Source organism: Streptomyces sp. NPDC059248 (assembly GCF_042753905.1).
Classification (GTDB): domain Bacteria; phylum Actinomycetota; class Actinomycetes; order Streptomycetales; family Streptomycetaceae; genus Streptomyces.
On the sequence record NZ_JBHYZV010000040.1, the window covers coordinates 1 to 24,940 of the forward strand.

Here is a 24,940-nt window from a genome sequence, read left to right on the forward strand (position 1 = left end):
GCCTGCTTCTTTTTTTAATACCCCCCCGGCGCCCTGTCCCTGCGCGGGCCCGGGACCCCCCGTTGGGGCGCGCCACGTACGCCGCCCGCCCCTTTGGTTTGTCCGTACGCCTCCGGAGACGTCCTACGGCTTGCGGGCCACCGCCCCGTACTGCGCCACCACCCGAGGCTCGGTGTCCCCGGCCGCGGGCCGCCAGCGGGAGCAGGAGACGAGCCCCGGCTCCAGCAGCTCCAGACCGGCGAAGAACGAGGCGATCTCCGCACCCGGCCTGGCCGTGATCGGCGGGGTGGCGTTCTCGTTCCAGAAGGCCATGGCCTCGGCGTTCGCCTCGCCGCCCAGCTCCGTCGTCGGATGGGTGAGTACCAGATAGCTGCCGGACGGCACCGCGTCCATCAGCGTCCGCACCACGGCACGCGCCACGTCCGTGTCCAGCACGAAGTTCAGGATGCCCAGCATGATCACGGCGATCGGACGGCCGGGGTCGAGCGTCGGCCGCAGCGACCGCACGATGGCCGCCGGGTCGTGGGCGTCCGCGTCCAGATACTCCGTCCGGCCCTCCGGCGACGAGGTCAGCAGCGCCCGGGCGTGCGTCAGCACGATCGGGTCGTTGTCGACGTAGACGATCCGGGAGTCCGGCGCGACGCGCTGGGCGACCTCGTGGGTGTTGTCGGCGGTCGGCAGTCCGGTACCGATGTCGAGGAACTGGCGGATCCCCGCCTCGGCGGCCAGGAACGTCACCGCCCGGCCCAGGAACTCCCGGTCGGCGCGGGCCACTTCGCCGATGCTGGGGAACAGCCCGGTGACATGGTCGCCGACCGCGCGGTCCACCGGATAGTTGTCCTTGCCGCCCAGCCAGTGGTTCCACACCCGGGCGTTGTGCGCCACATCCGTACGGATCCGGCTGTCACCCGTCGGACCCTGCGGTCCCCGGGGGTCGTCCGTGCTCATGGCGCTCCTCCGTGCGATCGGTGCGGTCGGTGCCCACCGGCGGATCCGGGTCCGTCGGCGGATCCGGCGCGCGGCCGGACGGTCATCATGCCCGACCCGCGGCCCGTCCCGGCGGTCCGCCGAGGACGGAACGGAGCACGGCGACCCGGTTGGTGGTGACCGAGTCCACGCCCGCGGCGACCAGCCGCCGCATGGTGCGGCGGGTGTCCGCCGTCCACGCCGAGACCAGCAGCCCCTCGCCGTGCAGCCGGTCCGTCAGGGCCCGGCTCACCAGACCGAAGCGGTAGTTCAGCGTCCGGGGCCGCAGGGCGGCCAGCAGGACCGGCCGGGGCGGGGCGAGCGTCGTCCAGGTCAGGGCGATCTCGGCGCCCGGGTCGGCCTCCCGGACCGCGAGCATCGTCACCGGGCCCGCGCAGTAGTACGCGGACTCCGCCGCGCCCGCATCGCGGACCGCGCCGACCACCGCGCGTACCGCCGCCCGGTCGGCGCCGGGCAGATCCAGCATCACCCGGCGGCCGGCGGCCGTGATCACCTCCAGCGCCTCGGCGAGGTCCGGCACCCCGCCGCCGGTGACCTCGGCGACCTCGGCCCGGGTGAGCGCGGACAGCGGGGTGTCGTACCGCCAGAGCCGTTTCAGGGTGGCGTCGTGCAGCAGGACGGGGACCCCGTCGGAGGTGAGCCGTACATCGATCTCCACGGCGTCCGCGCCGCGCGCCAGGGCCGAACGGAGCGACGGCAAAGTGTTCTCCCGGACGCGGTACGGATCGCCGCGGTGCGCGACCGCGACGACCGGCCGCGCCGACCCGTCCGGGCCGGGTCCGCCCCGTACCGGCCCTTCCGATACGAGTCCGTCCGGTACGGGTCGTTCCGCCACCGGTCCTTCGGGTACGGGTCCGTCCGCCGCCGGTTCTTCCGGTACGGGACCGGGCGCGGCCGGGCCGGTGGCGCGGCCCGCCGGGGGCGTCCGGCGGGCGCCGTCCGGGCGCGGTATGTCGGCTCCCATCGGTCAGGCGCCGGGGGCCGCGAGCCAGGCGCTGGTGTACGCGTCGATCTCCCCGGCGATCCGGTGCTTGCCCGCCGGGTCGAGGAAGCTCGCCGTCACCGCGTTCTTGGCCAGATCGGCCAGGCCCCGCTCGTCGAGGCCGAGCAGCCGCGCCGCCACCTCGTACTCGGTATTGAGATCCGTACCGAACATCGGCGGGTCGTCGCTGTTCACGGTCACCGGCACCCCGGCGGCCACCAGCTCCCGGATCGGATGGCGTTCGAGGTCGGTGACGGCCCGGGTGGCGATGTTGGAGGTGGGACAGACCTCCAGCGGGATCCGGTGCTCGGCGAGATGGGCCAGCAGACGCGGATCCCGTACGGCGCTGATGCCGTGGCCGATCCGTTCGGCGCGCAGCTCGGTCAGGGCGTCCCAGACGGTTTCCGGACCCGTGGTCTCGCCCGCGTGCGGCACCGAGTGCAGCCCGGCCTCGATCGCCCGGTCGAAATAGGGCTTGAACTGGGCGCGGGGCACCCCGATCTCGGGCCCGCCGAGCCCGAAGGAGACCAGCCCCTCCGGCCGCAGGTCGATCGCCAGGTGGGCGGTCTCGTCGGCGGCCTCCAGGCCCGCCTCGCCGGGAATGTCGAAGCACCACCGCAGGACCACGCCCAGCTCGGTCTCGGCCGCGAGCCTGGCGTCCTCGATGGCCTCCATGAACGCCTTCTCGTCGATGCCGCGGCTCACCGAGCTGTACGGGGTGATCGTCAGCTCGGCGTAGCGGATGTTCTGCCGGGCCATGTCCCGGGCGATCTCGAAGGTCAGCAGCCGGACGTCCTCCGGGGTGCGGACCAGGTCCACCACGGAGAGATAGACCTCGATGAAGTGCGCGAAGTCGGTGAAGGTGAAGTAGCGGGCGAGGGCCCCGGAATCGATGGGGACCCGGGAGTCCGGGTGGCGGGCGGCCAGCTCGGCGACGATGCGCGGGGAGGCCGACCCGACGTGGTGGACATGGAGCTCGGCCTTGGGGAGCCCGGCGATGAACGGGCGCAGATCGGACATCGGCGCTACTTCTCCTGTGATCGGCTGATCGGTGGGACGGCCCGGAGGCCCGTGATCATGGTAGGCGGCCTACCGCCCGTCGGCCGGGAGCCCGACGCCCGTACCATGGCCGTACGAAGATCCGAGGGGCGCCCGGGCACCGGTGCGCACGGGGAGATCGGGGGGAGCCATGACCGAACGGCCGAGCGCCCGGAAGCCGGGGGACGACAACCCCTGGGCGGCGCCGAAGGACAGTGCGGCACGGGGGAACGGCGGCCGCGGGACGGATCCGGGCGGCGCCCCGGCCGGTGGCACGACCGGTGGCGCACGACCACCCGGACGGGGGACGCACGACCTGCCGACGGTGACCTCCATGCCCGCCGCGGGAACCGTACCGCCGCCGGGCGTGTCCGGCGTGTACGGCCGACAGGCCGGCGGCCCGTACGGCACCGGGGGAGCGCCCGACCCCTACGGCGCGTACACCCCGGACTCCGGCTACCGGGCCCCCACCCCCGTCGCCCCGCCCGTCCACCCCCTCCAGCCCGCGATCCCCGGCTCCTTCGGCTGGGCGCCCATCGGGCCGAAGCGGAGCGGGATGGGTGTCGCGGCGCTGGTGCTGGGGCTCTGCTCCCTGGCGATGTTCTGCGTCCTGGGGCTGAACGTGGTGATGGGCCTGCTCGCCGTGGTCTTCGGGATCATCGGCCGCAAGCGGGTGGCCCGGGGCGAGGCCGAGAACGGGCGCCAGGCGACCGCGGGCATCGTCCTCGGCGCCCTCGGGATGCTGCTCGGGGCCCTCGTCTTCGCGGCGGCCATCTGGGCGGGTGACGACGAGGGCGCGCGTGAGGAGAAGGGCGCACCGGCCCCGGCCGCCGTCACCGCCCCTGTCGCCGCCCCCGTCGAGGGAGCCCCGGCCGCCGGAGTCCCCGGCCGCTGAACGAACGCCGTTACGGGCCCGGCCGGACCGATCTCCGGCCGGGCCTTCGCCGTCTCCCGCCGCGGCCTCCTCCGACGTCCCCTCCGTCGTATCCCCCGCCCACGGCGCAGCCGGGCCCCTGCCTCCGTACCCCCGGATGCGTCACTCGGCCGCCCGCGCCGTCCCCCGCGCCGTCCCCCGCGCCGTCCCCCGCGCCGTCCCCCGCGCCGGCTCCGGCGCCGGGCCCGATTCCGCGATCCGCAGCTCCTCCCGCGCCGCCATCAGCGCGAAGCCGAGGAGATTCAGCCCCCGCCAGCGCTCCGGGTCCGCCGCGCGCTCGTCGTCCGCCGTGAGCCCGATGCCCCAGATCCGGTCCTTGGGGCTCGCCTCCACCAGCACCCGGTCGCCCGTCCCCAGCAGATACGCCCGCAACCCGGGGTCCTGGCCGAACTTGTGGAGATTGCCCGCCCGGACGATCCCGGACCGCTCCCGCCGCCACACCTCCTCGTCGAAGCCGCGCACCAGTCCGCCCGCGCGCTTCGCCTCGGCCGGATGCCCCGCGTCCAGGGCCAGCCGCTCGGCGGCGGCGTCCCCGAACAGCCGCGCCTTCGACGCCATCATCCAGTGCTCCGCTGTCGCATAACGCACCCCGTCGACCACGAAGGGTGACGGCCACCACTGGCTGAGGCAGCTCGCCGCGATCCGTCCGTCCCGGCGTGGGGTGTTCCCCCAGAAGAAGATGAATTTCCGTAGCTCACCCTGCCTGACCTGCGCGATCAGCTGCTCCCTGTCCATACACGCAAGTGTGGCAGCCACCACTGACACTTCGTAGCGGTATGAGCCGCCCGACGCGACACATGGTCGACCGAATCCGTCGCGTAATCAAAAGGCAACTACGGAATCCCTTGTTGGTGCCGGAGGGCTCTGTCAGGATCGGCACTCACCTCCCGCTTGTTCCACATTCGAGCGGTGATGGAGTGGACAACGGCGGACCGACCGCGTGCAATTGCACGCCTACGAACCGACGGTATTCACTCGACGGCATTTCTGGCCGGGACTACGGAGAGCGTCATGGGGAACCGATTCCAGGTGCTGGACCGCTTCGCGGACGGCGCGCAGTTCATCGGCGGACAGGTGCGTACGGGCGGTTCGGGGACGGTTCAGGGAATCGTCGACCCGGCCAGCGGCGACACCGTGTACCGGTACGAGACGGCCGGGCCCGCCGATGTCGACGCGGCCGTCGCCGCCGCCGAGTCCGCCCTGCCGGGCTGGGCCGGGGCCACCCCGGCCGAACGCTCCGACGCCCTGCACCGCCTGGCCGCCGTCCTCGCCGAACGGGCCGCCGACTTCGCCCGGGTCGAATCCCTCCAGTGCGGCAAGCCGATCAAGCTCTGTACCGAGTTCGACGTCCCCGGCACGGTCGACAACACCTCCTTCTTCGCCGGCGCGGCCCGTCATCTCCAGGGCCAGTCGGCGGGCGAGTACAGCGGGGACCACACCTCGTACGTCCGCCGGGAGCCGATCGGGGTCGTCGGTTCGATCGCCCCCTGGAACTATCCCCTCCAGATGGCCGCGTGGAAGATCCTCCCCGCGATCGCCGCCGGGAACACGGTCGTCCTCAAACCCGCCGAGATCACCCCGCTGACCTCGGTGATGTTCGCGCAAGCCGCGACCGACGCCGGGCTGCCCCCCGGGGTCGTCAACGTGGTCTCCGGCACCGGCCGCGACGCCGGGGAACGCCTGGTCGGCCACCCCGGCGTGGCCATGGTCTCCTTCACCGGCTCCACCGCCGTCGGCAAGCGGGTCGCCGCCCTCGCCACCGACACCGTCAAACGGCTCCATCTCGAACTCGGCGGCAAGGCGCCGTTCGTCGTCTTCGACGACGCGGACCCGGACGCCGCGATCCAGGGCGCCGTTGCCGGGGCCCTGATCAACTCGGGCCAGGACTGCACGGCCGCCACCCGGGTCTACGTCCAGCGACCGCTGTACCGGCGGGTGCTGGAGGGTATCGCCGACACCATGGCGGGCGTCCGGCTCGGCGACCCCTTCGACCCCGCCACCGACCTCGGCCCGCTGGTCTCCCACGCGCAGCGCGACCGGGTCGCCGGGTTCGTGGAGCGGGCCAGGGCGTACGCCACCGTCGTCACCGGCGGCAAGGCCCCCGGGAACGAGGGCGCGTACTACCTGCCGACGCTGATCGCCGACGCCGCGCAGAACAGCGAGATCGTGCAGGCCGAGATCTTCGGGCCGGTCCTGGTGATCCTGCCCTTCGACTCCGACGACGAGGGCATCGCCCTCGCCAACGACACCCCGTACGGCCTCGCCGCCTCCGCCTGGACCCGGGACGTCTTCCGCGCCAACCGCGCCACCCGGGAGATCGCGGCGGGCTGCGTCTGGATCAACGACCACATTCCGATCATCAGTGAGATGCCGCACGGCGGATATCGGGCGTCCGGCTTCGGCAAGGACATGTCGATGTACTCCTTCGAGGAGTACACCCAGGTCAAGCACGTCATGTTCGACAACACGGCGGTGGCCCGCAAGGACTGGCACCGCACGGTCTTCGGCGACAGATAGCCGGCCGCCGGACGCGGCCGACCCACGGTGAAAGGGCACAGCGCATGGACCATCACAAGCCCGAGGGCCTGTCCGCCGCCCAGCTGGCGGCGATACGGCGCACGCTGACGAGCGGCCGGGGCGCCCTGACCCGCCGCTCCACCCTGCGGGCCCTGGGCGCCGGGGTACTCACCGCCGCGGGCGCCGCGGCCCTCACCTCCTGCGGCATCCCGCCCGCCAAACGGGAGGGCGGCGCCGCGGACTCCGACGACCACTCGGCGAAGGAGAAGACGGTGGTCTTCTCCAACTGGACCGAGTACATGGACACCGGCGACGACAAGAAGTCCCGGCCCACCCTCGCCGCCTTCACGAAGCGGACCGGGATATCGGTCAAGTACACCGAGGACATCAACGACAACGTCGAGTTCTTCGGCAAGATCCAGCCCCAGCTCGCCGCGGGCCAGGGGACCGGCCGCGATCTGATCAACCTCACCGACTGGCTGGCCGCCCGGATGATCCGTCTCGGCTGGGTGCAGAAACTCGACCCGTCCCTGCTGCCCAACGCCTACGCCCATCTCTCCCCGCAGTTCCGCCGCCCCGACTGGGACCCGGGCCGGGCGTACTCGTACCCGTGGACCGGGATCTCCGCCGTCATCGCCTACAACATCAAGGCGACCGGCGGGAAGAAGGTCGACTCGGTGAGCCAGCTCCTCGACGACCCCGCGCTCAAGGGCCGGGTCGGCTTCCTCACCGAGATGCGCGACACCGTCGGTATGACCCTGCTCGACCTCGGCAAAACCCCCGGGAAGTTCACCGACGCCGACTACGACGAGGCCGTCGGACGGCTCCAGAAGGGTGTCGACCGCAAGCAGATCCGCCGCTTCCACGGCAACGACTACACCTCCGACCTGTCGAAGGGCGATATCGCCGCCTGTGTCGCCTGGGCCGGGGACGTCATCCAGCTCCAGGCCGACAACCCCGACATCCGGTACGCCATCCCCGCGGCCGGCTACATCACCTCCACCGACAACCTCCTGGTCCCGGCCGGGGCCCGGCACCGGGCCAACGCCACCCGGCTGATCGACTACTACTACGAGCGCCCGGTCGCCGCCCGGCTCGCCGCGTACATCAACTACGTCTGCCCGGTCGAGGGCGTCAGCGCCGAACTCGCGAAGATCGACCCGGCGCTGGCCCGGAACACGCTGATCGTCCCGGACCGGGCCATGGCCGCGAAGTCCCACGCCTTCCGCTCCCTCAGCAACGAGGAGGAGAAGGCGTACGAGGAGAAGTTCGCCAAACTCATCGGCGCCTGACCCTCCCGCCGCCCGAGGCCGGCCCGGCCTTCGCGAGGCCCGCCCGGCCCGCCCGAGGCCCGTCCGCCCCGGCCGGGGCCCGTGCTCCCCGCTCCCTCCGACGACCCCCTGGGACCGCCACCCATGACAGACACCGACCCCACCGGCGGCGATGTCCGCCTCACCGGGATCAGCAAGACCTATGGATCCTTCGCCGCCGTCCACCCGCTCGATCTGACCGTCCCGCACGGCTCCTTCTTCGCCCTCCTCGGCGCCTCCGGCTGCGGGAAGACGACCACCCTGCGGATGATCGCCGGTCTTGAGGACCCCACCACCGGGACCGTCCGGCTCGGCGACCGCGATGTGACGGGCCTGCCGCCGCACAAACGCCCCGTCAACACGGTCTTTCAGAGCTATGCCCTCTTCCCGCATCTGACGATCTTCGAGAACATCGCCTTCGGGCTGCGCCGCCGGGGTATCCGCTCGGTGAAGAAGCAGGTCGGCGAGATGCTCGACCTCGTCCAGCTCGGCGACTTCGCCCACCGCAAACCGCACCAGCTCTCCGGCGGCCAGCAGCAGCGGGTCGCGGTCGCCCGCGCGCTGATCAACCACCCGCAGGTCCTCCTCCTCGACGAACCCCTGGGCGCCCTCGACCTCAAACTCCGGCGGAGGATGCAGCTGGAGCTGAAGCGCATCCAGACCGAGGTCGGGATCACCTTCGTCCATGTCACCCACGACCAGGAGGAGGCCATGACGATGGCCGACACGGTCGCGGTGATGAACGGCGGCCGGGTCGAGCAGCTGGGCGCCCCGGCCGAACTGTACGAGGCCCCGCGCACCCCCTTCGTCGCCAACTTCCTCGGCAGCTCCAACCTGATCGGCGCCGAGGTCGCGTCGGTGACCGGGGGAGTGGCCGCCGTCACCGTCGGGGACACCGTCCTGCGGCTGCCGGCCGAGCGCTGCGCCACCGCGCCCGCCGCCGGACGGAAACTGCTCGTCGGGGTGCGGCCGGAGAAGATATCCCTGGTCCACGCCGATGACGCGGCCGGGATCGATGGCGCGAGGAATCGTTTCACCGGGACGATCAGGGCGGCCGGGTTCATCGGGGTCTCCACCCAGTACGTCGTCGACAGCCCGGCGGGCGGCGTCCTCGACGTCTACGTCCAGAACCTCGAACGGGACTCCAGGCTCGCGCCCGGCGCCGAGGTCGTCCTCCACTGGAACCCCGCCCACACCTTCGGACTCGACACCGACCGCCCCGCCGACGAGGGCGCCCCGGACGCCCCGGAGGGCGCGAAGGCCGCGAAGGCCCCGGACGCCGCGAAGGGCGCCAAGGCCGCGGAGGCCGCCGGATGAGCGCCGCCACCGCCCCCACCACCGGGTCCCCGCCCGACGGGCCGGAAGCCGCCGGGCCGGACGCCACCGCCGGGCCGGTACCGCACAAGCGGTCCGTACGCCGCCGTCTCGTGCCGTACTGGCTGCTGCTTCCCGGCATCCTGTGGCTGCTGGTCTTCTTCGCCCTGCCGCTGGTCTACCAGGCGTCGACCTCGGTCCAGACCGGCTCCCTCGAAGAGGGCTTCCAGGTCACCTGGCATTTCGCCACCTACACCGACGCCCTGGCCGAGTACTGGCCGCACTTCGTCCGTTCGGTGCTGTACGCGGGCACCGCGACGCTGCTGTGTCTGCTGCTCGGCTATCCGCTGGCGTATCTGATCGCCTTCCGGGCCGGGCGCTGGCGCCATCTGCTGCTCGTCCTGGTCATCGCGCCGTTCTTCACCAGCTTCCTGATCCGGACCCTGGCCTGGAAGACGATCCTCGCCGACGGCGGGCCCGTCGTGGACGTCCTCGACACCGTCGGCTTCCTCGCCGTCACCGACTGGCTCGGCATGACCGACGGCTCCCGGGTGCTCGCCACCCCGCTCGCCGTCGTCACCGGGCTGACGTACAACTTCCTGCCGTTCATGATCCTGCCGCTCTACACGTCCCTGGAGCGCATCGACCCCCGGCTCCACGAGGCCGCGGGCGACCTCTACGCCACCCCGGCGACCACCTTCCGCAAGGTCACCTTCCCGCTGTCGCTGCCGGGTGTCGTCTCCGGCACCCTGCTGACCTTCATCCCCGCCAGCGGCGACTACATCAACGCCGAACTCCTCGGCTCCACCGACACCAAGATGGTGGGCAATGTCATCCAGTCGCAGTTCCTGAGAGTGCTCGACTACCCGACCGCCGCCGCGTTGTCGTTCCTTCTCATGGCCGTTGTGCTGATCATGGTCTCGGTCTACATCAGGCGGGCCGGAACGGAGGACCTGCTGTGACCCCCCTGACGAAGGCGGCCGGCTGGCTCCGCCGGAACCTCGTGGTCCTCGCGGGGCTCGCCACCCTCGCCTATCTGATCCTGCCCAACGTCGTCGTGATGGTCTTCTCCTTCAACAAACCCGCCGGGAAGTTCAACTACGCCTGGCGGGAGTTCTCCACCGACGCCTGGCGGGACCCGTGCGGTGTCGCCGACCTCTGCGGCTCACTCGGTCTCTCGCTGCGGATCGCCTTCCTCGCCACCCTCGCCGCCACCGTCCTCGGCACGATGATCGCCTTCGCCCTGGTGCGCTACCGCTTCCGGGCCCGCGGCGCGGTCAACTCCCTGATCTTCCTGCCGATGGCGATGCCCGAGGTCGTGATGGCCGCGTCGCTGCTCACCCTCTTCCTCAACCTGGGGGCGGAGCTGGGCCCGACGACCGTCCTGATCGCCCACACGATGTTCTGTCTGAGCTTCGTGGTGGTCGCGGTGAAGGCCCGGGTGCTGTCGATGGACCCCCGTCTGGAGGAGGCCGCGCGGGATCTGTACGCGGGGCCCGTACAGACCTTCCTCCGGGTGACCCTGCCGATCGCGGCGCCCGGGATCGCGGCGGGCGCCCTGCTCGCCTTCGCCCTCTCCTTCGACGACTTCATCATCACCAATTTCACCTCGGGCAACAGCGTCACCTTCCCCATGTTCGTCTGGGGTTCGGCCCAGCGGGGCACACCCGTACAGATCAATGTCATCGGTACGGCCATGTTCGCGATCGCCGTACTGATCGTGGTCGTCGGCCAGATCGTGGCCGGCAGACGGCGCAGGACCGAGTGACCCGATGAACCGGCCGGGCCGGACGTACCGGCCGGGCCGGGTGAAACGGATGAGCCCGACCACCACCGCACCACCTTCCGAGGAGTGGAAACCATGGCCCCAGGCGCCATGACCGCAGCATCGTCCGACCGTGCCGCCACCGCCCGGGCGGCGGAGTCGCTCGCCGACGCCCGGCCCGCGGCGTTCTGGCTGGACGACCCGGGCCGCCCCGCCGCCGAGGCCGCGCTCACCGGCGACGAACGCTGCGATCTGCTGGTCGTCGGCGGCGGCTACAGCGGACTGTGGACGGCCCTGATCGCCAAGGAGCGCGACCCCGAGTGGGACGTCGTCCTGATCGAGGGGAACGAGACGGGCTGGGCCGCCTCCGGCCGCAACGGCGGCTTCTGCGCCGCGTCCCTCACCCACGGCCTCGGCAACGGCATCGCCCGCTGGCCGGCGGAGATCGACCGTCTCGAGGAGCTGGGGGCGCGCAATCTCGACGCGATCGAGGAGGCCGTCGGGCGCTACGGCATCGACTGCGACTTCGAACGCACCGGCGCCCTCGATGTGGCGACCGAGCCGTACCAGGTGGCGGAGCTGGCGGCGGCGTACGAGGAGGCACGGCGGTACGGGATCGAGGGCCTGGAGCTGCTGGACGCGGCCGCCACCCGGGCCGAGGTCGACTCGCCGCTCTTCCTCGGCGGGCTCCTCGACCGGCGCGGCACCGCCATGCTGCACCCCGCCAAGCTGGTGTGGGGGCTGAAGCGGGCCTGTCTGGAGCGGGGGGTACGGATCTACGAGAACACCCGGGGCCTCGAACTCGCCGCCGCCCGTGCCGGAACGCATATGGCCGTCCGCACCCCCTACGGCCGGATCCTCGCCGACCGGGTCGCGCTCGGGACCAATGTCTTCCCGTCGCTGGTCAAGCGGGTACGCCCGTACACCGTCCCGGTCTACGACTACGCCCTGACGACCGAGCCGCTGACCGACGCCCAGCTCGACGCGATCGGCTGGCGCGGCCGGCAGGGCCTCGGCGACTCGGCCAACCAGTTCCACTACTTCCGGCTGACCGCCGACCGGCGGATCCTGTGGGGCGGCTACGACGCGATCTACCCGTTCGGCGGCCGGATCAGCGCCGAGCTGGACCAGCGGCCCGAGACGTATCTCAAGCTCGCACGGCACTTCTTCCACTACTTCCCCCAGCTGGAGGGGGTCCGCTTCAGTCATGCCTGGGGCGGGGCGATCGACACCTGCTCGCGGTTCTCCGCCTTCTTCGGCACGGCCCACGGCGGACGGGTGGCGTACGCCGCCGGATACACCGGCCTCGGTGTCGGGGCGACCCGCTTCGGGGCGGAGGTGATGCTCGACCTGTTGAGCGGGCGGGAGACCGAGCGGACCGCCCTGGAGATGGTGCGGACGAAGCCGCTGCCGTTCCCGCCGGAGCCGGTGGCCTGGGCCGGGATCGGGATCACCAAGTGGTCCCTGGCGCGCGCGGACGCCGACGGCGGGCGGCGGAACCTGTGGCTGCGGACCATGGACCGGCTGGGGCTCGGCTTCGACAGCTGACGCCGGACACTCCCGGTGCCCGGCGTTTCCGAGGTACGTGCACATGCACGTGTACGTGTACCTGTACGTACCGGGCCCGCTGACGCCGCCTGTTCCGTACGCCGCCGGGTCGGATTCGGCGGCCCGGCGCGGCGGGTGACGCAGTTCACTACTGATTGGTAGCCAAAGTCGCGTCATAGCCGGCGCCCCGCCCCCTCTCCCTCGTGACAGCGGGACCCGACACGAGAGGGCGGTGGCGTTATGACCGGTACACGGGGCAGGACGGCGGTGGAGTGGCTGGTGACGGCGGCTTCGGACCCCGACACCTGCCGATGGGAGTGGGAACGCAACCCCCTGGGCGTCGCGCTGCTCCCGGCGGGCCGCCGCTGGGACGTGCTGATTGTGCCCGGGGACCTCGGCTACCCCGCCCTCGATGTCCTCATCAGGCTGACGGACCGTCCGGGGCCCGTACTCGCCGACCACAGCGCCTTCCGGACCGGGTTCTTCGTCCCCGCAGGGACCGCGGCCCGCTGGATCGGTACCGGGGTACGGGCCGCCGGGCGCGGCACCTGGATCGTGGTCCCGTACCCGGAACGGGTCACCGGCGGCGGGGTCCGCTGGCTGGTGGCGCCCGACGGCTCCGGGGCGCTGACGGATCCGGCGCTGCTGGAGCTGGCGCTGCACGAGGCCGCGGCGGGTCCGGCGCGCGGCGCCCGCGGCGGTTCCGGTTCCCGGCCGGGCCGGGGACCGGGCCCTTCGGCGCCCGAGGGACGACGGTGAGACCGGGCGCGGGCGGCGGCGCCCTTGTCGGAAGCCTTGACAAGGCTATTGGTCTGGACCAAATTGTGCCTCCCCCGCCCCGCTTCCAACCCCCCACTTCCTGGAGGCAGTTGTGGTACGCGTCAGATCCACCGGGAACCGCCGCACCACCGGGACGAGAAGTCCCGGGGCCGCCCGGGGCACCAGCCGGATCCGCACCGCCAGGACCCGGTTCGGCAGACTCCTGGCCGCCGCGGCGGCCACCGCCCTCACCGTCACCGGACTGGTCGCCGGCGCGACGCCCGCGAGCGCCGCCGACTCCGAACTCGCCGTCAACGGCGGATTCGAGGCCGGACTCGGCGGCTGGAGCTGCTCCGCCAACTCCGGTACCGCCGTCACCACCCCGGTCCGTACCGGCACCGGCGCGCTCAAGGCCGCGCCCGCGGGCTCCGACAACGCCCGGTGCAGCCAGACCGTCAACGTCCAGCCCGGCTCGGCCTACAGCCTCAGCGGCTGGGTGCAGGGCGGCTATGTCTATCTCGGCGTCACCGGCACCGGCACCACCGACGTCGCCACCTGGACCCCGTCGGCTTCGAGCTGGCAGAAGCTCTCCACCACCTTCCGTACCGGCCCCGCCACCACCTCGGTCACCATCTACACCCACGGCTGGTACGGCACCCCCGCCTACCACGCCGACGACATCTCCCTCTTCGGCCCCGGCGGCGGCCCGATCGTCGTACCCACCGCCCCCACCGGGCTGACCGCCGGATCCCCCAACTCCACCTCCGTCCCGCTCGCCTGGAACCCCGTCTCCGGGGCCACCGGCTACCACGTCTACCGGGGCGCCGACCGGGTCGCCTCCAGCGCCTCGGCGTCCGCGTACGTCACCGGACTGACCCCGTCCACGACCTACGACTTCGAGGTCACCGCCGTGAACAGCGCCGGTGAGTCACCGCGGTCGCCGGCCGTGCGGGTGACGACCACGAGCGGCGGGGGCGGCGACGGCGGACTGCCGCCGCACGCGCTCGTCGGCTATCTCCACGCCAGCTTCGCCAACGGCTCCGGCTACACCCGGATGGCCGATGTCCCCGACTCCTGGGACGTCATCAACCTCGCGTTCGGCGAGCCGACCTCCGTCACATCGGGCGACATCCGCTTCTCCCTCTGCCCGGTGGCCCAGTGCCCCAACGTCGAGTCCGTGACCGATTTCAAGGCCGCGATCAAGGCGAAGCAGGCCGCGGGCAAGAAGGTCCTGATCTCCATCGGCGGCCAGAACGGGCAGGTCCAGCTCTCCTCCACCGGCGCCAGGGACGCCTTCGTCACCTCGGTCTCCCGGATCATCGACGAGTACGGCCTCGACGGTCTCGACATCGACTTCGAGGGCCACTCCCTCTCGCTCAACACCGGCGACACCGACTTCCGCGCCCCGACCACACCCGTGATCGTCAACCTGATCTCCGCGGTGAAGACCCTGAAGGCCAAGTACGGCGCCAAGTTCGTGCTCACCATGGCGCCGGAGACCTTCTTCGTCCAGCTCGGCTACCAGTTCTACGGCTCCGGGCCCTGGGGCGGACAGGACCCGCGGGCCGGCTCGTATCTGCCGGTCATCCACGCCCTGCGGGACGATCTGACCCTGCTCCACGTCCAGCACTACAACTCCGGGCCGATCATGGGCCTCGACAACCAGTACCACACCATGGGGAGCGCGAGCTTCCATATCGCCCTGACGGACATGCTGCTCACCGGCTTCCCGGTGGCCGGGAACACGGCACGGATGTTCCCGCCGCTCCGCCCCGAGCAGGTCGCCATCGGGATGCCCGCGTCCACCCAGGCGGGCAACGGCCACACCGCGCCCGCCGAGGTCAACAAGGCGCTGGACTGTCTGACGAAGCGGGTGAACTGCGGTTCGTACCAGACCCACGGCACCTGGCCCGCCCTGCGCGGACTGATGTCCTGGTCGATCAACTGGGACCGCTTCAACCAGTTCGAGTTCTCCCGGAACTTCGACGCCTACCGCTGGAGCTGACCTCCGGCGGCCCGCCGAAGAGCACCAGGAGCAGCGCGCCGAACAGGCACCAGCTGCCGATGACGTCCAGCGGCCAGTGGTAGCCGCGCAGCACCAGACCGATGCCCGTCGCCAGGGTCAGCACCCAGGCGGCGGGCATCGCCCATAGAGCGGCCCGCGCCGGGAGCGCCCGGCGGACCAGGACGGCCGCCGCGCAGAACGCCACCACGGCGGTCGCCGCGTGCCCGGACGGGTAGTAGCCCGACGCGTCGGTGAGCGGTCCCGGCCGGTCGAGCAGCGCTTTCAGGGGGACGACCCCTGACGGTACGGCGACGATCGCGAGGGCGGCGCGGGGTGCGGCGTACCGCCACGCACCGTCGCCGCGTCCGCGCCACCACGCGTATCCGGCGGCGGCGACGAGCACCGGCAGCGCCACCTCCGGATTGCCGAGGTCGGCGAGGAGTTCGGTGAGCGGCTCGGGGCCCCGGCCGGCGACCGCGCGCGACCAGCGTTCGTCGAGGGCGCGCAGCGGTCCTTCGACGGCGATCTGCCAGGTCACCAGGGCGAAGAGGGTGACGAGGGCGAGGGCCGCGTACCACCGTCCCCGAAAACGCGGCAGATGGGGCAGGTGCGGCAGACGCGGTGGACATGGCAGATGTCGCAGACGCGGTGGACATGCGAAAGTCGGCCGTCCCGGAACAGGGGGGGTAGTTCCGGGCCGGCCGACAGGACCGGGCCGCCGCGCGCCCCGGGGGGTTTGGGGCGAGCGGCCATCCGATCGGTGAGGAGTTCCGGAGCCGAAGGCTCCGGGGCTGTGTGCCAAGGCACTTCCCGGACGGCGCCGGGGATGCGCCGATCCAGGATCACCCGCGGCGAACCGCGGGCTGGTTACTTCTCTCATCTGCGAAAACCGTACGGCAGTCGGACGGCTGACGGACAGCCGGATCGCCATCCCGCCACAGCTTCTTCACAGGCCCTGCCGGTTGCGGAAAAGCCCTGGCGAGCCGGGCCCGCCAGGGCCTTTCCACCGGTGGGATCAGAGCGTGCCGAACGCCTGCTCCAGGATGTCCAGGCCCTCGTTCAGCAGGTCCTCGCCGATCACCAGCGGCGGCAGGAAGCGCAGCACGTTGCCGTAGGTGCCACAGGTCAGGACCAGCAGGCCCTCGGCGTGGCACGCCTTGGCGAGCGCGCCCGCCGACGCGGCGTCCGGCTCCTTGGTGTCGCGGTCCTTGACCAGCTCGATGGCGATCATGGCGCCGCGGCCGCGGATGTCGCCGATGACCTCGTACTTGTCGGCCATCGCCGCCAGGCGGCCCTTCATGACCTCCTCGATCCGGCGGGCCCGGGCGTTGAGGTCCAGCTCCTTCATGGTCTCGATCGAGCCGAGCGCGCCGGCGCAGGCGACCGGGTTGCCGCCGTAGGTGCCGCCGAGGCCGCCCGCGTGCGCGGCGTCCATGATCTCGGCGCGGCCCGTCACGGCGGCGAGCGGCAGACCGCCCGCGATGCCCTTGGCGGTGGTGATCAGGTCCGGGACGACGCCCTCGTCCTCACAGGCGAACCACTGGCCGGTGCGGCAGAAACCGGACTGGATCTCGTCGGCGACGAAGACGATCCCGTTGTCCCGGGCGAACCGCTCGATCGCCGGGAGGAAGCCCTTGGCGGGCTCGATGAAGCCGCCCTCGCCCAGGACCGGCTCGATGATGATCGCGGCCACGTTCTCGGCCCCGATCTGCTTGCTGATCTGGTCGATGGCCTGCGCGGACGCCTCGGCCCCCGCGTTCTCGGCACCGGTCGGCCAGCGGTAGCCGTAGGCCACCGGCACCCGGTAGACCTCGGGCGCGAACGGGCCGAAGCCCTGCTTGTACGGCATGTTCTTCGACGTCAGCGCCATGGTGAGGTTGGTCCGGCCGTGGTAGCCGTGGTCGAAGACGACGACGGCCTGGCGCTTGGTGTAGGCGCGGGCGATCTTCACCGCGTTCTCGACGGCCTCGGCGCCGGAGTTGAAGAGCGCGGACTTCTTGGCGTGGTCGCCCGGGGTCAGCTCGGCGAGCGCCTCGGCGACCTCGACGTACCCCTCGTACGGGGTCACCATGAAACAGGTGTGGGTGAAGTCGGCGAGCTGGGCCGAGGCCCGGCGTACGACCGCTTCGGCGCTGGCGCCGACGCTGGTGACGGCGATACCGGAGCCGAAGTCGATCAGCCGGTTCCCGTCCACGTCCTCGATGATGCCGCCGCCCGCGCGGGCCGTGAACACCGGCAGCACGGAGCCGACGCCGGCCGCGACCGCGGCGGTCCGGCGCGCCTGCAGCTCGACCGACTTCGGGCCGGGGATGGCGGTGACGATGCGGCGCTCCTGCGGAATCGCTGTCATGAGGGGCTCCTGGGTGTTCGTGGCCTTCGGGGGGCTTTCGGGGGCCTGCTGTGTCGAGTTCGTCGAGGGCTGTGCCGAGCGCGGCGGCCGGTGTCGTCCGCGGCCGTCTGCCGTTCCGCTCTCCTCTCCTTCGCAGGTTAGGCGCGGTGGTGGGGAGCGGGCATACGCCGTTCGGGAGTGTTGGAGGCGGGCTCCTTGTCCGCGCCGGACATAGGGCGGGTGCGAGGTGTACGGGCAGGCGTACCGGGGAGCGGGGCCGTGCGGGGCGCGGGAGAAGGCGCGGACGGCGTGGGGCGTAACGGTGAACTCCCCGCCCGGGGGCACTAGATTGGCCGTGCACAGAGGCGGGCCTGGCTGGTCAGGGGGCAGCGGTTCAGATGGATGCTTGGACGGACAGGGATTCCGCGGGCCCGTACGACGCGCACGGCGCGCGTCCGGGGGCCGTACCGGTGCCACCGCCGATGCCGGAGCGGCCACCGGGGCCCGTACCGGCACCGGCGGCACAGGGCCCCGGCGGGCCCGCCGTGCCGCGGCAGACCGTCCCCGCCGTCCCGGGCCACGCCCCGGTGACCCGCCCGGCGGTCGCCGACTGGCTGCGCACCCCCCGCCCGGCCGCCGCCCCCGGCATCTGGCGCCCTGGCCACATCCCCCGCCCGGACGAGGAGCCCGACCAGGTCCCCGGCCGCCAGCTCCTCAGCGGGGCGCTGATCGCGTTCCTGGTGGGGTGGCTGCTGTGGTCGCTGCTGTGGAACGGGTTCCTGGAGGGGTGGTGGCTCTTCGTCACCGGCTGGTGGGAGCTGCCGATGGAGTGGCTCGTACCCGATGCGTGGAACGCTCCCCGCCATGCCCGGTTCGAGCTGTACGTGGCGATCACATATCTCTATTACGCCCTGGTGGTCGGCGGTATCGCCGTCGCGATGGGCCGGGTCGGCAACTGGACCGAGGTCTGGCAGCGGTACGGGGTACCGGTCTGGCCGCTCTTCTTCGTCGTCCAGGGCGTCTGGCGCGAGATGCCCCGGATCAGCTGGCTCACCTGGGTCTCCAACCTCTACTACGTCCTCCTCGTGGCGACGGCCGTCGCCGTCGTGGGCCGTATCGGCACCTGGCCCGCCGTCCGGCGCAAGCTGGACGGCACCCCGCCGCAGCCGACGGCCGCCCAGCCCCGTCACGACCCCGCCACCTGGCCCGAGCTGCGGGCCGCCGGGCTCGGGGAGGCCGCCGAGAGCCTGACCCTGGCGGTGGACAGCGGGGCGCTCGGGGATGTGGACTACGCCCGGATCCGGCGCGGCTGGCAGGGGGTGAGCGCTCGCCCGGACCGGCTCGCCGCGTTCGTCGAGACCGTCCGCGCGCACGGACCCGCCGCCTGCGCCCACCCCTCAGGCGTCCGCGACCTGCCCGTCCGCAGCGCCCTCCACGACCTCGCCACCGGCCAGGTACGGATCGGCACGGCCGTCGACACCGCCCGCAACCCGTACCCGCGCCGCACCACCGGCGTCGCCCTCGACCCCGGACTCCTCGGTACGTCCCTCCTGGCCGTCGGCCCCTCCGGCTCCGGCAAGAGCGTCCGGCTGGTCCGGCCCGTCGTGGAGTCGCTCTGCCTGCACGCCCTCGCCAACCGCGCGGCCGTCGTCGCGGTGACCGCGTACGGCTCCGGTGTCGCCCCCGACGACGCCTTCGACCTCGTCATCGGCGTCGGCAGGCCGGAATCGAGCCACGACCTCGATCTGTACGGCGGCGCGGAGGACCCCGACGAGGCGGCCCGCACCCTCGCCGAGGCCCTCGTCGGTGATCTCGCCGCCACCCTCCCCGGCGGCGACAGCCGCCGGGCCGCGACCGCGCTCGCCCAGCTCATCGGCCCGTTCCGGAGCGTCCACCACCGATTCCCCGCCGTCCCCGAACTGCGCGAACTGCTCGGCGGCGCGCCCGGCGCCCTCGACGCGCTGCGGACGGCGCTGGAGGAGCGCGGAGGACCCGCCGACGCGGCCCAGCTGCGCGAGCTGTCCGCCCGTGAGCGGCAGTCGGCGCGCGCCGACGACATCGGCGTGCTGCTCGCGGAGCGCGTCGCCTTCCTCGACCGGCCCGCCTTCACCGGCTTCTTCCGTACCGACGGCACCGGCCGCCAGTTCTCCCTGCGCGCCGTCGAGCATCCGCTGCGGGTCCGGATCGACCTGCCGGAACGCGGCCACGCCGAGGCGTCGCGGATCGTGGCGCGGCTGGTGCTCGCCCAGTTCACGGAGGCCGCCCTCGCCCGGTCCGACCGGTCGCTGTTCGCCGCGCTCGTCCTCGACGACGCCACGTACACCGTCACCGCGGACTCGGTACGCGCCGTCCAGCGGCTGCGCTCCGCCAATGCCGGGGTCGTCCTGGCGCTGCGCACCCTGGAGGACGTCCCGGAGCCGCTGCGCGGGCCGCTGCTCGGCGCGGTGGGGTGCCGGATGGCGTTCTCCGGTGTCGCGCCGTGGGACGGCAACCGGTTCGCGGAGGCATGGGGCACGGAGTGGGTGCAGACCCGGGACGTCACCAACCGGCAGATCATCTCCGACGAGCCGCTGACGAAGGCGCTCCATACGATGCGCCGTCTGGTCACGGGCCGGGCCGCGACCGCCGAGGCGGTCACCGTCCGTGACGTGGAGCGGGCCCGCTGGTCCGCGTCCGACCTGGCCCACCAGGTCCCGGCGGGCCACGCGGTGCTGTCCCTGACCACGGTCGGCGGCGACCACGTGCCACCCCTCCTGGTGGATCTGCGGACCTGAGCGGCGTCCGGGCCCGCCCGTCGGCCCGGCCGTCCCGACTGTCCGGACTGCCCCGACTGCTACGGGATGGCAGAATCGGGGGTGGCCGTTCATACGCGACGGCGTATCGCCGGTCGTCGTACGGCACCGATGTCCGTACGGCACCGATATCACCGCCGGCGCCCCCCACTCGAAGGGCCCCGCATGCCCCCCACGCTCGCCACGCTCGTCCAGCACTCCGCCCTCAAGCTCACCGTGCGGGCGGGGGAGGACCGGCTGGGGCGGGAGGTGCGGTGGGCGCACGTCAGCGAGCTGGCCGACCCCGTGCCGTATCTGGAGGGCGGCGAACTGCTGCTCGTCACGGCCATCACCCTCGACGTACACGACCCGGAGGCCATGCGGCGCTATGTACGGCGGCTCGCGGACGCCGGGGTGGTCGGGCTCGGATTCGCCGTCGGAGTGCACCACGACGACGTGCCCGACGCGCTGCTGGCCGCGGCCCGGGACGCGGACTTCCCCCTGCTGGCCGTGCCGCGCAGAACGCCCTTCCTGGCCATCAGCAAGGCCGTCTCCGCCGCCATCGCCGCCGACCAGTACCGGGCCGTGACGGCGGGCTTCGCCGCCCAGCGGGAACTGACGCGGGCCGCGCTCGCCGAGGGCTCCGCCGGGATCGTCGCCCGGCTCGCCGGGTACGTCGACGGCTGGGCGGCCCTGTACGACGCCTCCGGCGCCGTCGTCGCCGTCTCCCCGGACTGGGCGGCGCGGCGGGCCGTCCGGTACACCGCCGAGGTGGAGCGGCTGCGGGAGGGCTCCGCGCCCGCGAGCGCCGTCGTCGCGGACACCGGCACCGGCGACGACCGGGTGGAACTGCAGTCCCTGGGCGCGGGCCGCCGGGTACGGGGCACGCTCGCCGTCGGTACCGCCGCCCCCCTCGGGACCGCCGAGCGGTACGCCGTCCACTCCGCCGTCGCCCTCCTCACCCTCGCCACCGAGCGCTCCCGCTCCCTCCAGCGGGCCGAGCAGCGGATCGGCGCGGCCGTGCTGCGGATGCTGCTGGCGGGCGAGGCCGACCACGCCCGTACCGTCGCGGGCGACCTCTACGGGGCCCTTCTGGACAGCCCCTACCGGCTGCTGATCGCCGCGGGGCCGCCCGGGGGCGACGACGACTCCCGGCGGGCCCTGACCGAGACGCTGGAATCGGCCGCCGCGCGGGCGGGCGAGCCGGTACTCGCCGTACCGGAGGAGGACGGGCGGCTGGTGGTCCTGGCCGCCGACGGGGGAGCGGTGGTGGCCGCCTGCCGTGACGCCTACGCCACCGGGGCCGGTCCGCACACCGACCCCGACGCCGATCCGGGGCCGCTGCGGATCGGGCTGTCCGCCGCCACCGCCGCCGGCGCGGGTCCCGCCGCCGCGCCGGCCGCGTACCGGCAGGCCGAACAGGCGCTGTCCGTCGCCCGGCGGCGCGGCCGGGCCCTGATCGAACACGACGAGGTCGTCGCCGGATCGGTCCTGCCGCTCCTCGGTGACGAGGCGGTCCGTGCCTTCGCCGACGGGCTGCTGCGCCCGCTGTACGCCCACGACGCCACCGGGCGCGGCGACCTCGTGGAGTCCCTGCGGGCCTGGCTCTCCCGGCACGGGCAGTGGGACGCGGCCGCCGCGGACCTGGGCGTACACCGGCACACGCTCCGCTACCGGATGCGGCGCGTCGAGGAGATCCTCGGCCGCTCCCTCGACGATCCGGACGTCCGGATGGAGCTGTGGCTGGCGCTGAAGGCGGAGCAGCCGTAGGGCTCGTCGGGGGACGGTGACCGCCGGGCGGGACCGATCGCGGGCAAACATCTTGGCAACGGCGGGCGTCAGTACCTACAGTCCTGTTCGTTGCTGACGGCCGGCCCGTGGTGGTCGGCCGGACTCCGTTCCGGTGCCCGTGAAGGACCTCGATGACCAGACCCGCGCCCGCCTCCCCGTCGCCGGCGGCCACGCCCACCACCACCGGCCTCGAACCGCTCGTGCCCGCCGCGTCCCGGCGGCGGATCAGCGGGGCCGTATGGGGCGCGCTCGCCATCGTGTACGTCGTCTGGGGGTCGACCTACCTCGGGATCGCCGTCGCCGTCGAGACCATGCCGCCGTTCCTGTCGGCCGGGGCCAGGTTCGCCGTCGCCGGACTGCTGCTGGGCGCGATCGTCGCCTGGCGCGCCGGCCCGGCCGCCCTCAAGGTCACCAGGGCCGAACTCGGCTCCGCCGTGCTCATAGGACTGCTCCTGCTGCTCGGCGGCAACAGCCTCGTCGTCCTCGCCGAGACCGCCATCCCCTCGGGCCTCGCCGCCCTGCTGGTCGCCATCGTGCCCGCCTGGGTCGTCGTCCTGCGCCGGGGCTTCGGCGAGCGGCCGGGCGGCCGGGCGTACGCCGGTGTGGCCATCGGGCTCGCCGGGCTCGCCGTCCTCACCCTGCCCGGCCTCAGCGGCGACGTCCGGCTCTGGGGCGTCCTGATCGTGATCGCCGCGACCGTCAGCTGGTCCGTCGGGTCGTTCTTCTCGTCCCGGCTCCCGATGCCCCGGAACCCCTTCGCGGCCAGCGCCTACGAGATGGTCGCGGGCGGTATCGGCTGCGCCCTCGTCGGACTCGGCCGGAGCGAGCACATCGGGTTCTCCGCCGGCGAGGTCTCCACCCGCTCCTGGGTCGCCCTCGCCTATCTGATCGTCTTCGGGTCGCTCGTCGCCTTCACCGCCTACGCCTGGCTGCTGCACTCCGCCCCGCTCTCCCTCGTGGCGACCTACGCCTACGTCAACCCCGTCGTCGCCGTCTTCCTCGGCGCGATGTTCCTCAGCGAGCCCGTGACCTGGCCGATCCTGCTCGGCGGCGGCATCGTCGTGGCCGCCGTCTGTCTGATCGTCAGCACCGAGCGGCGCGGCTGACCCTCCGCGCCGCCGGAGACGTACCCAACGGAGACGCCCCGAAGCGCCGAAGCCCCGAAGCGCTCAAGCGCCCAAACGCTCAAGCCCCGAAGCGCCGAAGTGTCGCGTCCCCGGCGGCGACCACTCCACCCCGGACAAACGACCTCGCCCCCCTTCGGACCTACCGTGGGGTCACCAACCGCACACCCCATCTCCTACCTCGGAAGGGCCGGGACATGACCTCCACCCACGCCTTCTGGCTCGCCGGCCGCCAGGCCACCGGTGAGACCTCGTTCGACGTCCACAACTCGTGGGACGGACGGCTCGTCGGCACGGTCTCCGTACCGACCGAGGCGCAGGTCGAGGAAGCCGTCGCCGCCGCCCACGCGGTACGGGACGAGTTCGCCGCGACCCCCGCACACGTCCGGGCCGCCGCGCTCGACCACGTCTCGCGCCGGCTCGCCGAGCGCACCGAGGAGATCGCGCGGCTGATCTCGGCCGAGAACGGCAAGCCGATCAAGTGGGCCCGCGGCGAGGTCGGCCGGGCCGTCTCCGTATTCCGGTTCGCCGCCGAGGAGGCCCGCCGGTTCAACGGCGGCGAGGCGCAGCGGCTGGACACCGACGCCGGCGGCGTCGGGCGGCTCGCGCTCACCCGGCGCGTCCCCAAGGGCGTCGTCCTGGGCATCGCGCCGTTCAACTTCCCGCTGAACCTCAGCGCCCACAAGGTCGCCCCCGCCATCGCCGTGGGCGCGCCGATCATCCTCAAGCCCGCCCCGGCCACCCCGATCTCCTCCCTCGTCCTGGGCGAGCTGCTGGCCGAGACCGACCTCCCGGCCGGTTCCTGGTCCGTGCTGACCGTCCCCAACGACCGGATGCCCGCCCTGGTGCGGGACGAGCGGCTGCCGGTGATCTCCTTCACCGGATCGGGACCGGTCGGTTACGCGATCATGGACTCGGTGCCCCGGAAGCACACCACCCTGGAGCTGGGCGGCAACGGCGCGGCCGTCGTCCTCGCCGACTGGTCGTCCGACGCCGACCTCGACTGGGCCGCGAGCCGTATCGCCACCTTCTCCAACTACCAGGGCGGCCAGTCCTGCATCTCCGTCCAGCGGGTCATCGCGGACGCCTCCGTCTACGACCGGCTCCTCCCCAGGATCGTCGCCGCCGTCGAGGCCCAGGTCACCGGTGACCCCTCGGACGACGCCACCGACGTCGGCCCGCTGGTCAGCGAGGACGCCGCACGACGCGTCGAGTCCTGGGTCGACGAGGCCGTCGCCGCCGGTGCCGCCCTGCTGACCGGCGGCAAGCGCGACGGCGCCACCTACGCGCCGACCGTGCTCGCCGACGTCCCGGCCGGCACCACGATCTCCTGCGAGGAGGTCTTCGGGCCGGTCCTCACCGTCGCCCGCGCCGACGGCGAGCAAGCCGCTTTCGACGCCGTCAACGACTCCCCGTACGGCCTCCAGGCGGGCGTCTTCACCCATGATGTGCAGACCGCCTTCCGCGCCCACCGCGCGCTGGAGGTCGGCGGCGTGATCATCGGCGACGTCCCCTCGTACCGCGCCGACCAGATGCCGTACGGCGGTGCCAAGCAGTCCGGAGTCGGACGCGAGGGCGTCGCGTACGCCATGGCCGACTACACCTACGAGCGCGTCCTCGTCCTCACCGGTCTTGCCCTCTGACCCACCCGGTACCGAGGCCCGGCGGCCGGAGCCCTGCTGTGCGGGGGCTCCGGCCGCCGTGTGTTTCCGGTCCACATCCGCGGCGGTACCTCCACCGGGTCCGGAGGGATGGTGCGGGCGCCG

At 72.8% G+C, this 24,940-nt stretch carries 19 protein-coding genes; 13 read left to right on the top strand and 6 right to left on the bottom strand.

Going from position 1 to position 24,940, the window contains the following annotated elements:
• Positions 1–123 precede the first annotated feature (123 nt).
• The 3 genes from ACFXG1_RS18675 to ACFXG1_RS18685 all read right to left on the bottom strand — a co-directional run bounded on the left by ACFXG1_RS18675 (position 124) and on the right by ACFXG1_RS18685 (position 2,989).
• Positions 124–948, bottom strand: a complete 825-nt coding sequence (locus tag ACFXG1_RS18675) for an SAM-dependent methyltransferase (protein ID WP_384717188.1) — start codon at positions 946–948, stop codon at positions 124–126.
• A gap of 85 nt (positions 949–1,033) precedes the next feature.
• Entirely contained in the window at positions 1,034–1,822 is a 789-nt protein-coding gene (locus tag ACFXG1_RS18680) for a glycerophosphodiester phosphodiesterase (protein WP_384743641.1), read from the bottom strand.
• 132 nt (positions 1,823–1,954) lie between these two features.
• On the bottom strand, positions 1,955–2,989 hold the full coding sequence (locus ACFXG1_RS18685) for an adenosine deaminase (protein WP_384720219.1): 1,035 nt from the start codon (positions 2,987–2,989) through the stop codon (positions 1,955–1,957).
• Between the two features lie 352 nt (positions 2,990–3,341).
• On the opposite strand from ACFXG1_RS18685, the gene ACFXG1_RS18690 reads away from it, so the two are divergent.
• Entirely contained in the window at positions 3,342–3,902 is a 561-nt protein-coding gene (locus tag ACFXG1_RS18690) for a DUF4190 domain-containing protein (RefSeq protein ID WP_384743644.1), read from the top strand.
• 141 nt (positions 3,903–4,043) lie between these two features.
• On the opposite strand, the gene ACFXG1_RS18695 is transcribed toward ACFXG1_RS18690, so the two are convergent.
• A complete protein-coding gene (locus ACFXG1_RS18695) occupies positions 4,044–4,676 on the bottom strand; it encodes an NADAR family protein (protein WP_384720225.1) in 633 nt (210 codons plus the stop codon).
• A 276-nt stretch (positions 4,677–4,952) separates the two neighbouring features.
• On the opposite strand from ACFXG1_RS18695, the gene ACFXG1_RS18700 reads away from it, so the two are divergent.
• From ACFXG1_RS18700 to ACFXG1_RS18735, 8 genes are all read left to right on the top strand, one after another.
• Positions 4,953–6,458, top strand: a complete 1,506-nt coding sequence (locus ACFXG1_RS18700; RefSeq protein WP_384743647.1) for a gamma-aminobutyraldehyde dehydrogenase — start codon at positions 4,953–4,955, stop codon at positions 6,456–6,458.
• A gap of 44 nt (positions 6,459–6,502) precedes the next feature.
• Positions 6,503–7,750 (top strand): spermidine/putrescine ABC transporter substrate-binding protein, encoded by a 1,248-nt coding sequence (locus ACFXG1_RS18705; RefSeq protein ID WP_384743650.1) that lies wholly within the window; start codon positions 6,503–6,505, stop codon positions 7,748–7,750.
• 123 nt (positions 7,751–7,873) lie between these two features.
• Positions 7,874–9,085, top strand: coding sequence for an ABC transporter ATP-binding protein (locus ACFXG1_RS18710; RefSeq protein ID WP_384714301.1), 1,212 nt, complete (start codon positions 7,874–7,876; stop codon positions 9,083–9,085).
• Entirely contained in the window at positions 9,082–10,044 is a 963-nt protein-coding gene (locus ACFXG1_RS18715; protein WP_384714298.1) for an ABC transporter permease, read from the top strand. Before ACFXG1_RS18710 ends, ACFXG1_RS18715 begins: the two co-directional genes overlap by 4 nt.
• 5 nt (positions 10,045–10,049) lie before the next feature.
• Positions 10,050–10,850: an ABC transporter permease gene (locus tag ACFXG1_RS18720; RefSeq protein WP_384714311.1), complete on the top strand. Its 801-nt coding sequence runs from the start codon at positions 10,050–10,052 to the stop codon at positions 10,848–10,850.
• Positions 10,851–10,943: 93 nt separating this feature from the next.
• Entirely contained in the window at positions 10,944–12,395 is a 1,452-nt protein-coding gene (locus ACFXG1_RS18725; RefSeq protein ID WP_384714295.1) for an NAD(P)/FAD-dependent oxidoreductase, read from the top strand.
• Positions 12,396–12,635: 240 nt separating this feature from the next.
• Positions 12,636–13,154: a hypothetical protein gene (locus tag ACFXG1_RS18730; protein WP_384714292.1), complete on the top strand. Its 519-nt coding sequence runs from the start codon at positions 12,636–12,638 to the stop codon at positions 13,152–13,154.
• Between the two features lie 190 nt (positions 13,155–13,344).
• Positions 13,345–15,159 carry a chitinase gene (locus ACFXG1_RS18735; protein WP_384714307.1) on the top strand — a complete coding sequence of 605 codons (1,815 nt, stop codon included), beginning with the start codon at positions 13,345–13,347 and terminating at the stop codon, positions 15,157–15,159.
• On the opposite strand, the gene ACFXG1_RS18740 is transcribed toward ACFXG1_RS18735, so the two are convergent.
• Both ACFXG1_RS18740 and gabT read right to left on the bottom strand, forming a co-directional pair.
• Positions 15,110–15,697 (bottom strand): phosphatase PAP2 family protein, encoded by a 588-nt coding sequence (locus ACFXG1_RS18740; protein ID WP_384714289.1) that lies wholly within the window; start codon positions 15,695–15,697, stop codon positions 15,110–15,112. The genes ACFXG1_RS18735 and ACFXG1_RS18740 overlap by 50 nt on opposite strands.
• A gap of 477 nt (positions 15,698–16,174) precedes the next feature.
• Complete coding sequence (gene gabT / locus ACFXG1_RS18745) at positions 16,175–17,509, bottom strand: 4-aminobutyrate--2-oxoglutarate transaminase (protein ID WP_384743656.1); 1,335 nt, start codon at positions 17,507–17,509, stop codon at positions 16,175–16,177.
• Positions 17,510–17,886: 377 nt separating this feature from the next.
• Here gabT and ACFXG1_RS18750 point away from each other — a divergent pair, with 377 nt between their 5' ends.
• The 4 genes from ACFXG1_RS18750 to ACFXG1_RS18765 all read left to right on the top strand — a co-directional run bounded on the left by ACFXG1_RS18750 (position 17,887) and on the right by ACFXG1_RS18765 (position 24,817).
• The gene (locus ACFXG1_RS18750) at positions 17,887–20,262 is read left to right on the top strand and encodes an ATP/GTP-binding protein (RefSeq protein WP_384743659.1); all 2,376 of its coding nucleotides are present in this window, start codon (positions 17,887–17,889) and stop codon (positions 20,260–20,262) included.
• Between the two features lie 183 nt (positions 20,263–20,445).
• Positions 20,446–22,029 (top strand): PucR family transcriptional regulator, encoded by a 1,584-nt coding sequence (locus tag ACFXG1_RS18755; protein ID WP_384718530.1) that lies wholly within the window; start codon positions 20,446–20,448, stop codon positions 22,027–22,029.
• A 152-nt stretch (positions 22,030–22,181) separates the two neighbouring features.
• A complete protein-coding gene (locus ACFXG1_RS18760) occupies positions 22,182–23,156 on the top strand; it encodes an EamA family transporter (protein ID WP_384718528.1) in 975 nt (324 codons plus the stop codon).
• A 215-nt stretch (positions 23,157–23,371) separates the two neighbouring features.
• Positions 23,372–24,817, top strand: coding sequence for an aldehyde dehydrogenase family protein (locus ACFXG1_RS18765; protein WP_384718526.1), 1,446 nt, complete (start codon positions 23,372–23,374; stop codon positions 24,815–24,817).
• Positions 24,818–24,940: the final 123 nt, after the last annotated feature.

Coding starts and splice junctions, on each gene's coding strand:
- ACFXG1_RS18705 (WP_384743650.1), top strand. CDS start 6,503: ATGGACCATCACAAGCCCGAGGGCCTGTCCGCCGCCCAGCTGGCGGCG.
- ACFXG1_RS18730 (WP_384714292.1), top strand. CDS start 12,636: ATGACCGGTACACGGGGCAGGACGGCGGTGGAGTGGCTGGTGACGGCG.
- ACFXG1_RS18690 (WP_384743644.1), top strand. CDS start 3,342: ATGCCCGCCGCGGGAACCGTACCGCCGCCGGGCGTGTCCGGCGTGTAC.
- gabT (WP_384743656.1), bottom strand. CDS start 17,509: ATGACAGCGATTCCGCAGGAGCGCCGCATCGTCACCGCCATCCCCGGC.
- ACFXG1_RS18750 (WP_384743659.1), top strand. CDS start 17,887: ATGGATGCTTGGACGGACAGGGATTCCGCGGGCCCGTACGACGCGCAC.
- ACFXG1_RS18695 (WP_384720225.1), bottom strand. CDS start 4,676: ATGGACAGGGAGCAGCTGATCGCGCAGGTCAGGCAGGGTGAGCTACGG.
- ACFXG1_RS18675 (WP_384717188.1), bottom strand. CDS start 948: ATGAGCACGGACGACCCCCGGGGACCGCAGGGTCCGACGGGTGACAGC.
- ACFXG1_RS18765 (WP_384718526.1), top strand. CDS start 23,372: ATGACCTCCACCCACGCCTTCTGGCTCGCCGGCCGCCAGGCCACCGGT.
- ACFXG1_RS18760 (WP_384718528.1), top strand. CDS start 22,182: ATGACCAGACCCGCGCCCGCCTCCCCGTCGCCGGCGGCCACGCCCACC.
- ACFXG1_RS18710 (WP_384714301.1), top strand. CDS start 7,874: ATGACAGACACCGACCCCACCGGCGGCGATGTCCGCCTCACCGGGATC.
- ACFXG1_RS18685 (WP_384720219.1), bottom strand. CDS start 2,989: ATGTCCGATCTGCGCCCGTTCATCGCCGGGCTCCCCAAGGCCGAGCTC.
- ACFXG1_RS18725 (WP_384714295.1), top strand. CDS start 10,944: ATGGCCCCAGGCGCCATGACCGCAGCATCGTCCGACCGTGCCGCCACC.
- ACFXG1_RS18755 (WP_384718530.1), top strand. CDS start 20,446: ATGCCCCCCACGCTCGCCACGCTCGTCCAGCACTCCGCCCTCAAGCTC.
- ACFXG1_RS18715 (WP_384714298.1), top strand. CDS start 9,082: ATGAGCGCCGCCACCGCCCCCACCACCGGGTCCCCGCCCGACGGGCCG.
- ACFXG1_RS18700 (WP_384743647.1), top strand. CDS start 4,953: ATGGGGAACCGATTCCAGGTGCTGGACCGCTTCGCGGACGGCGCGCAG.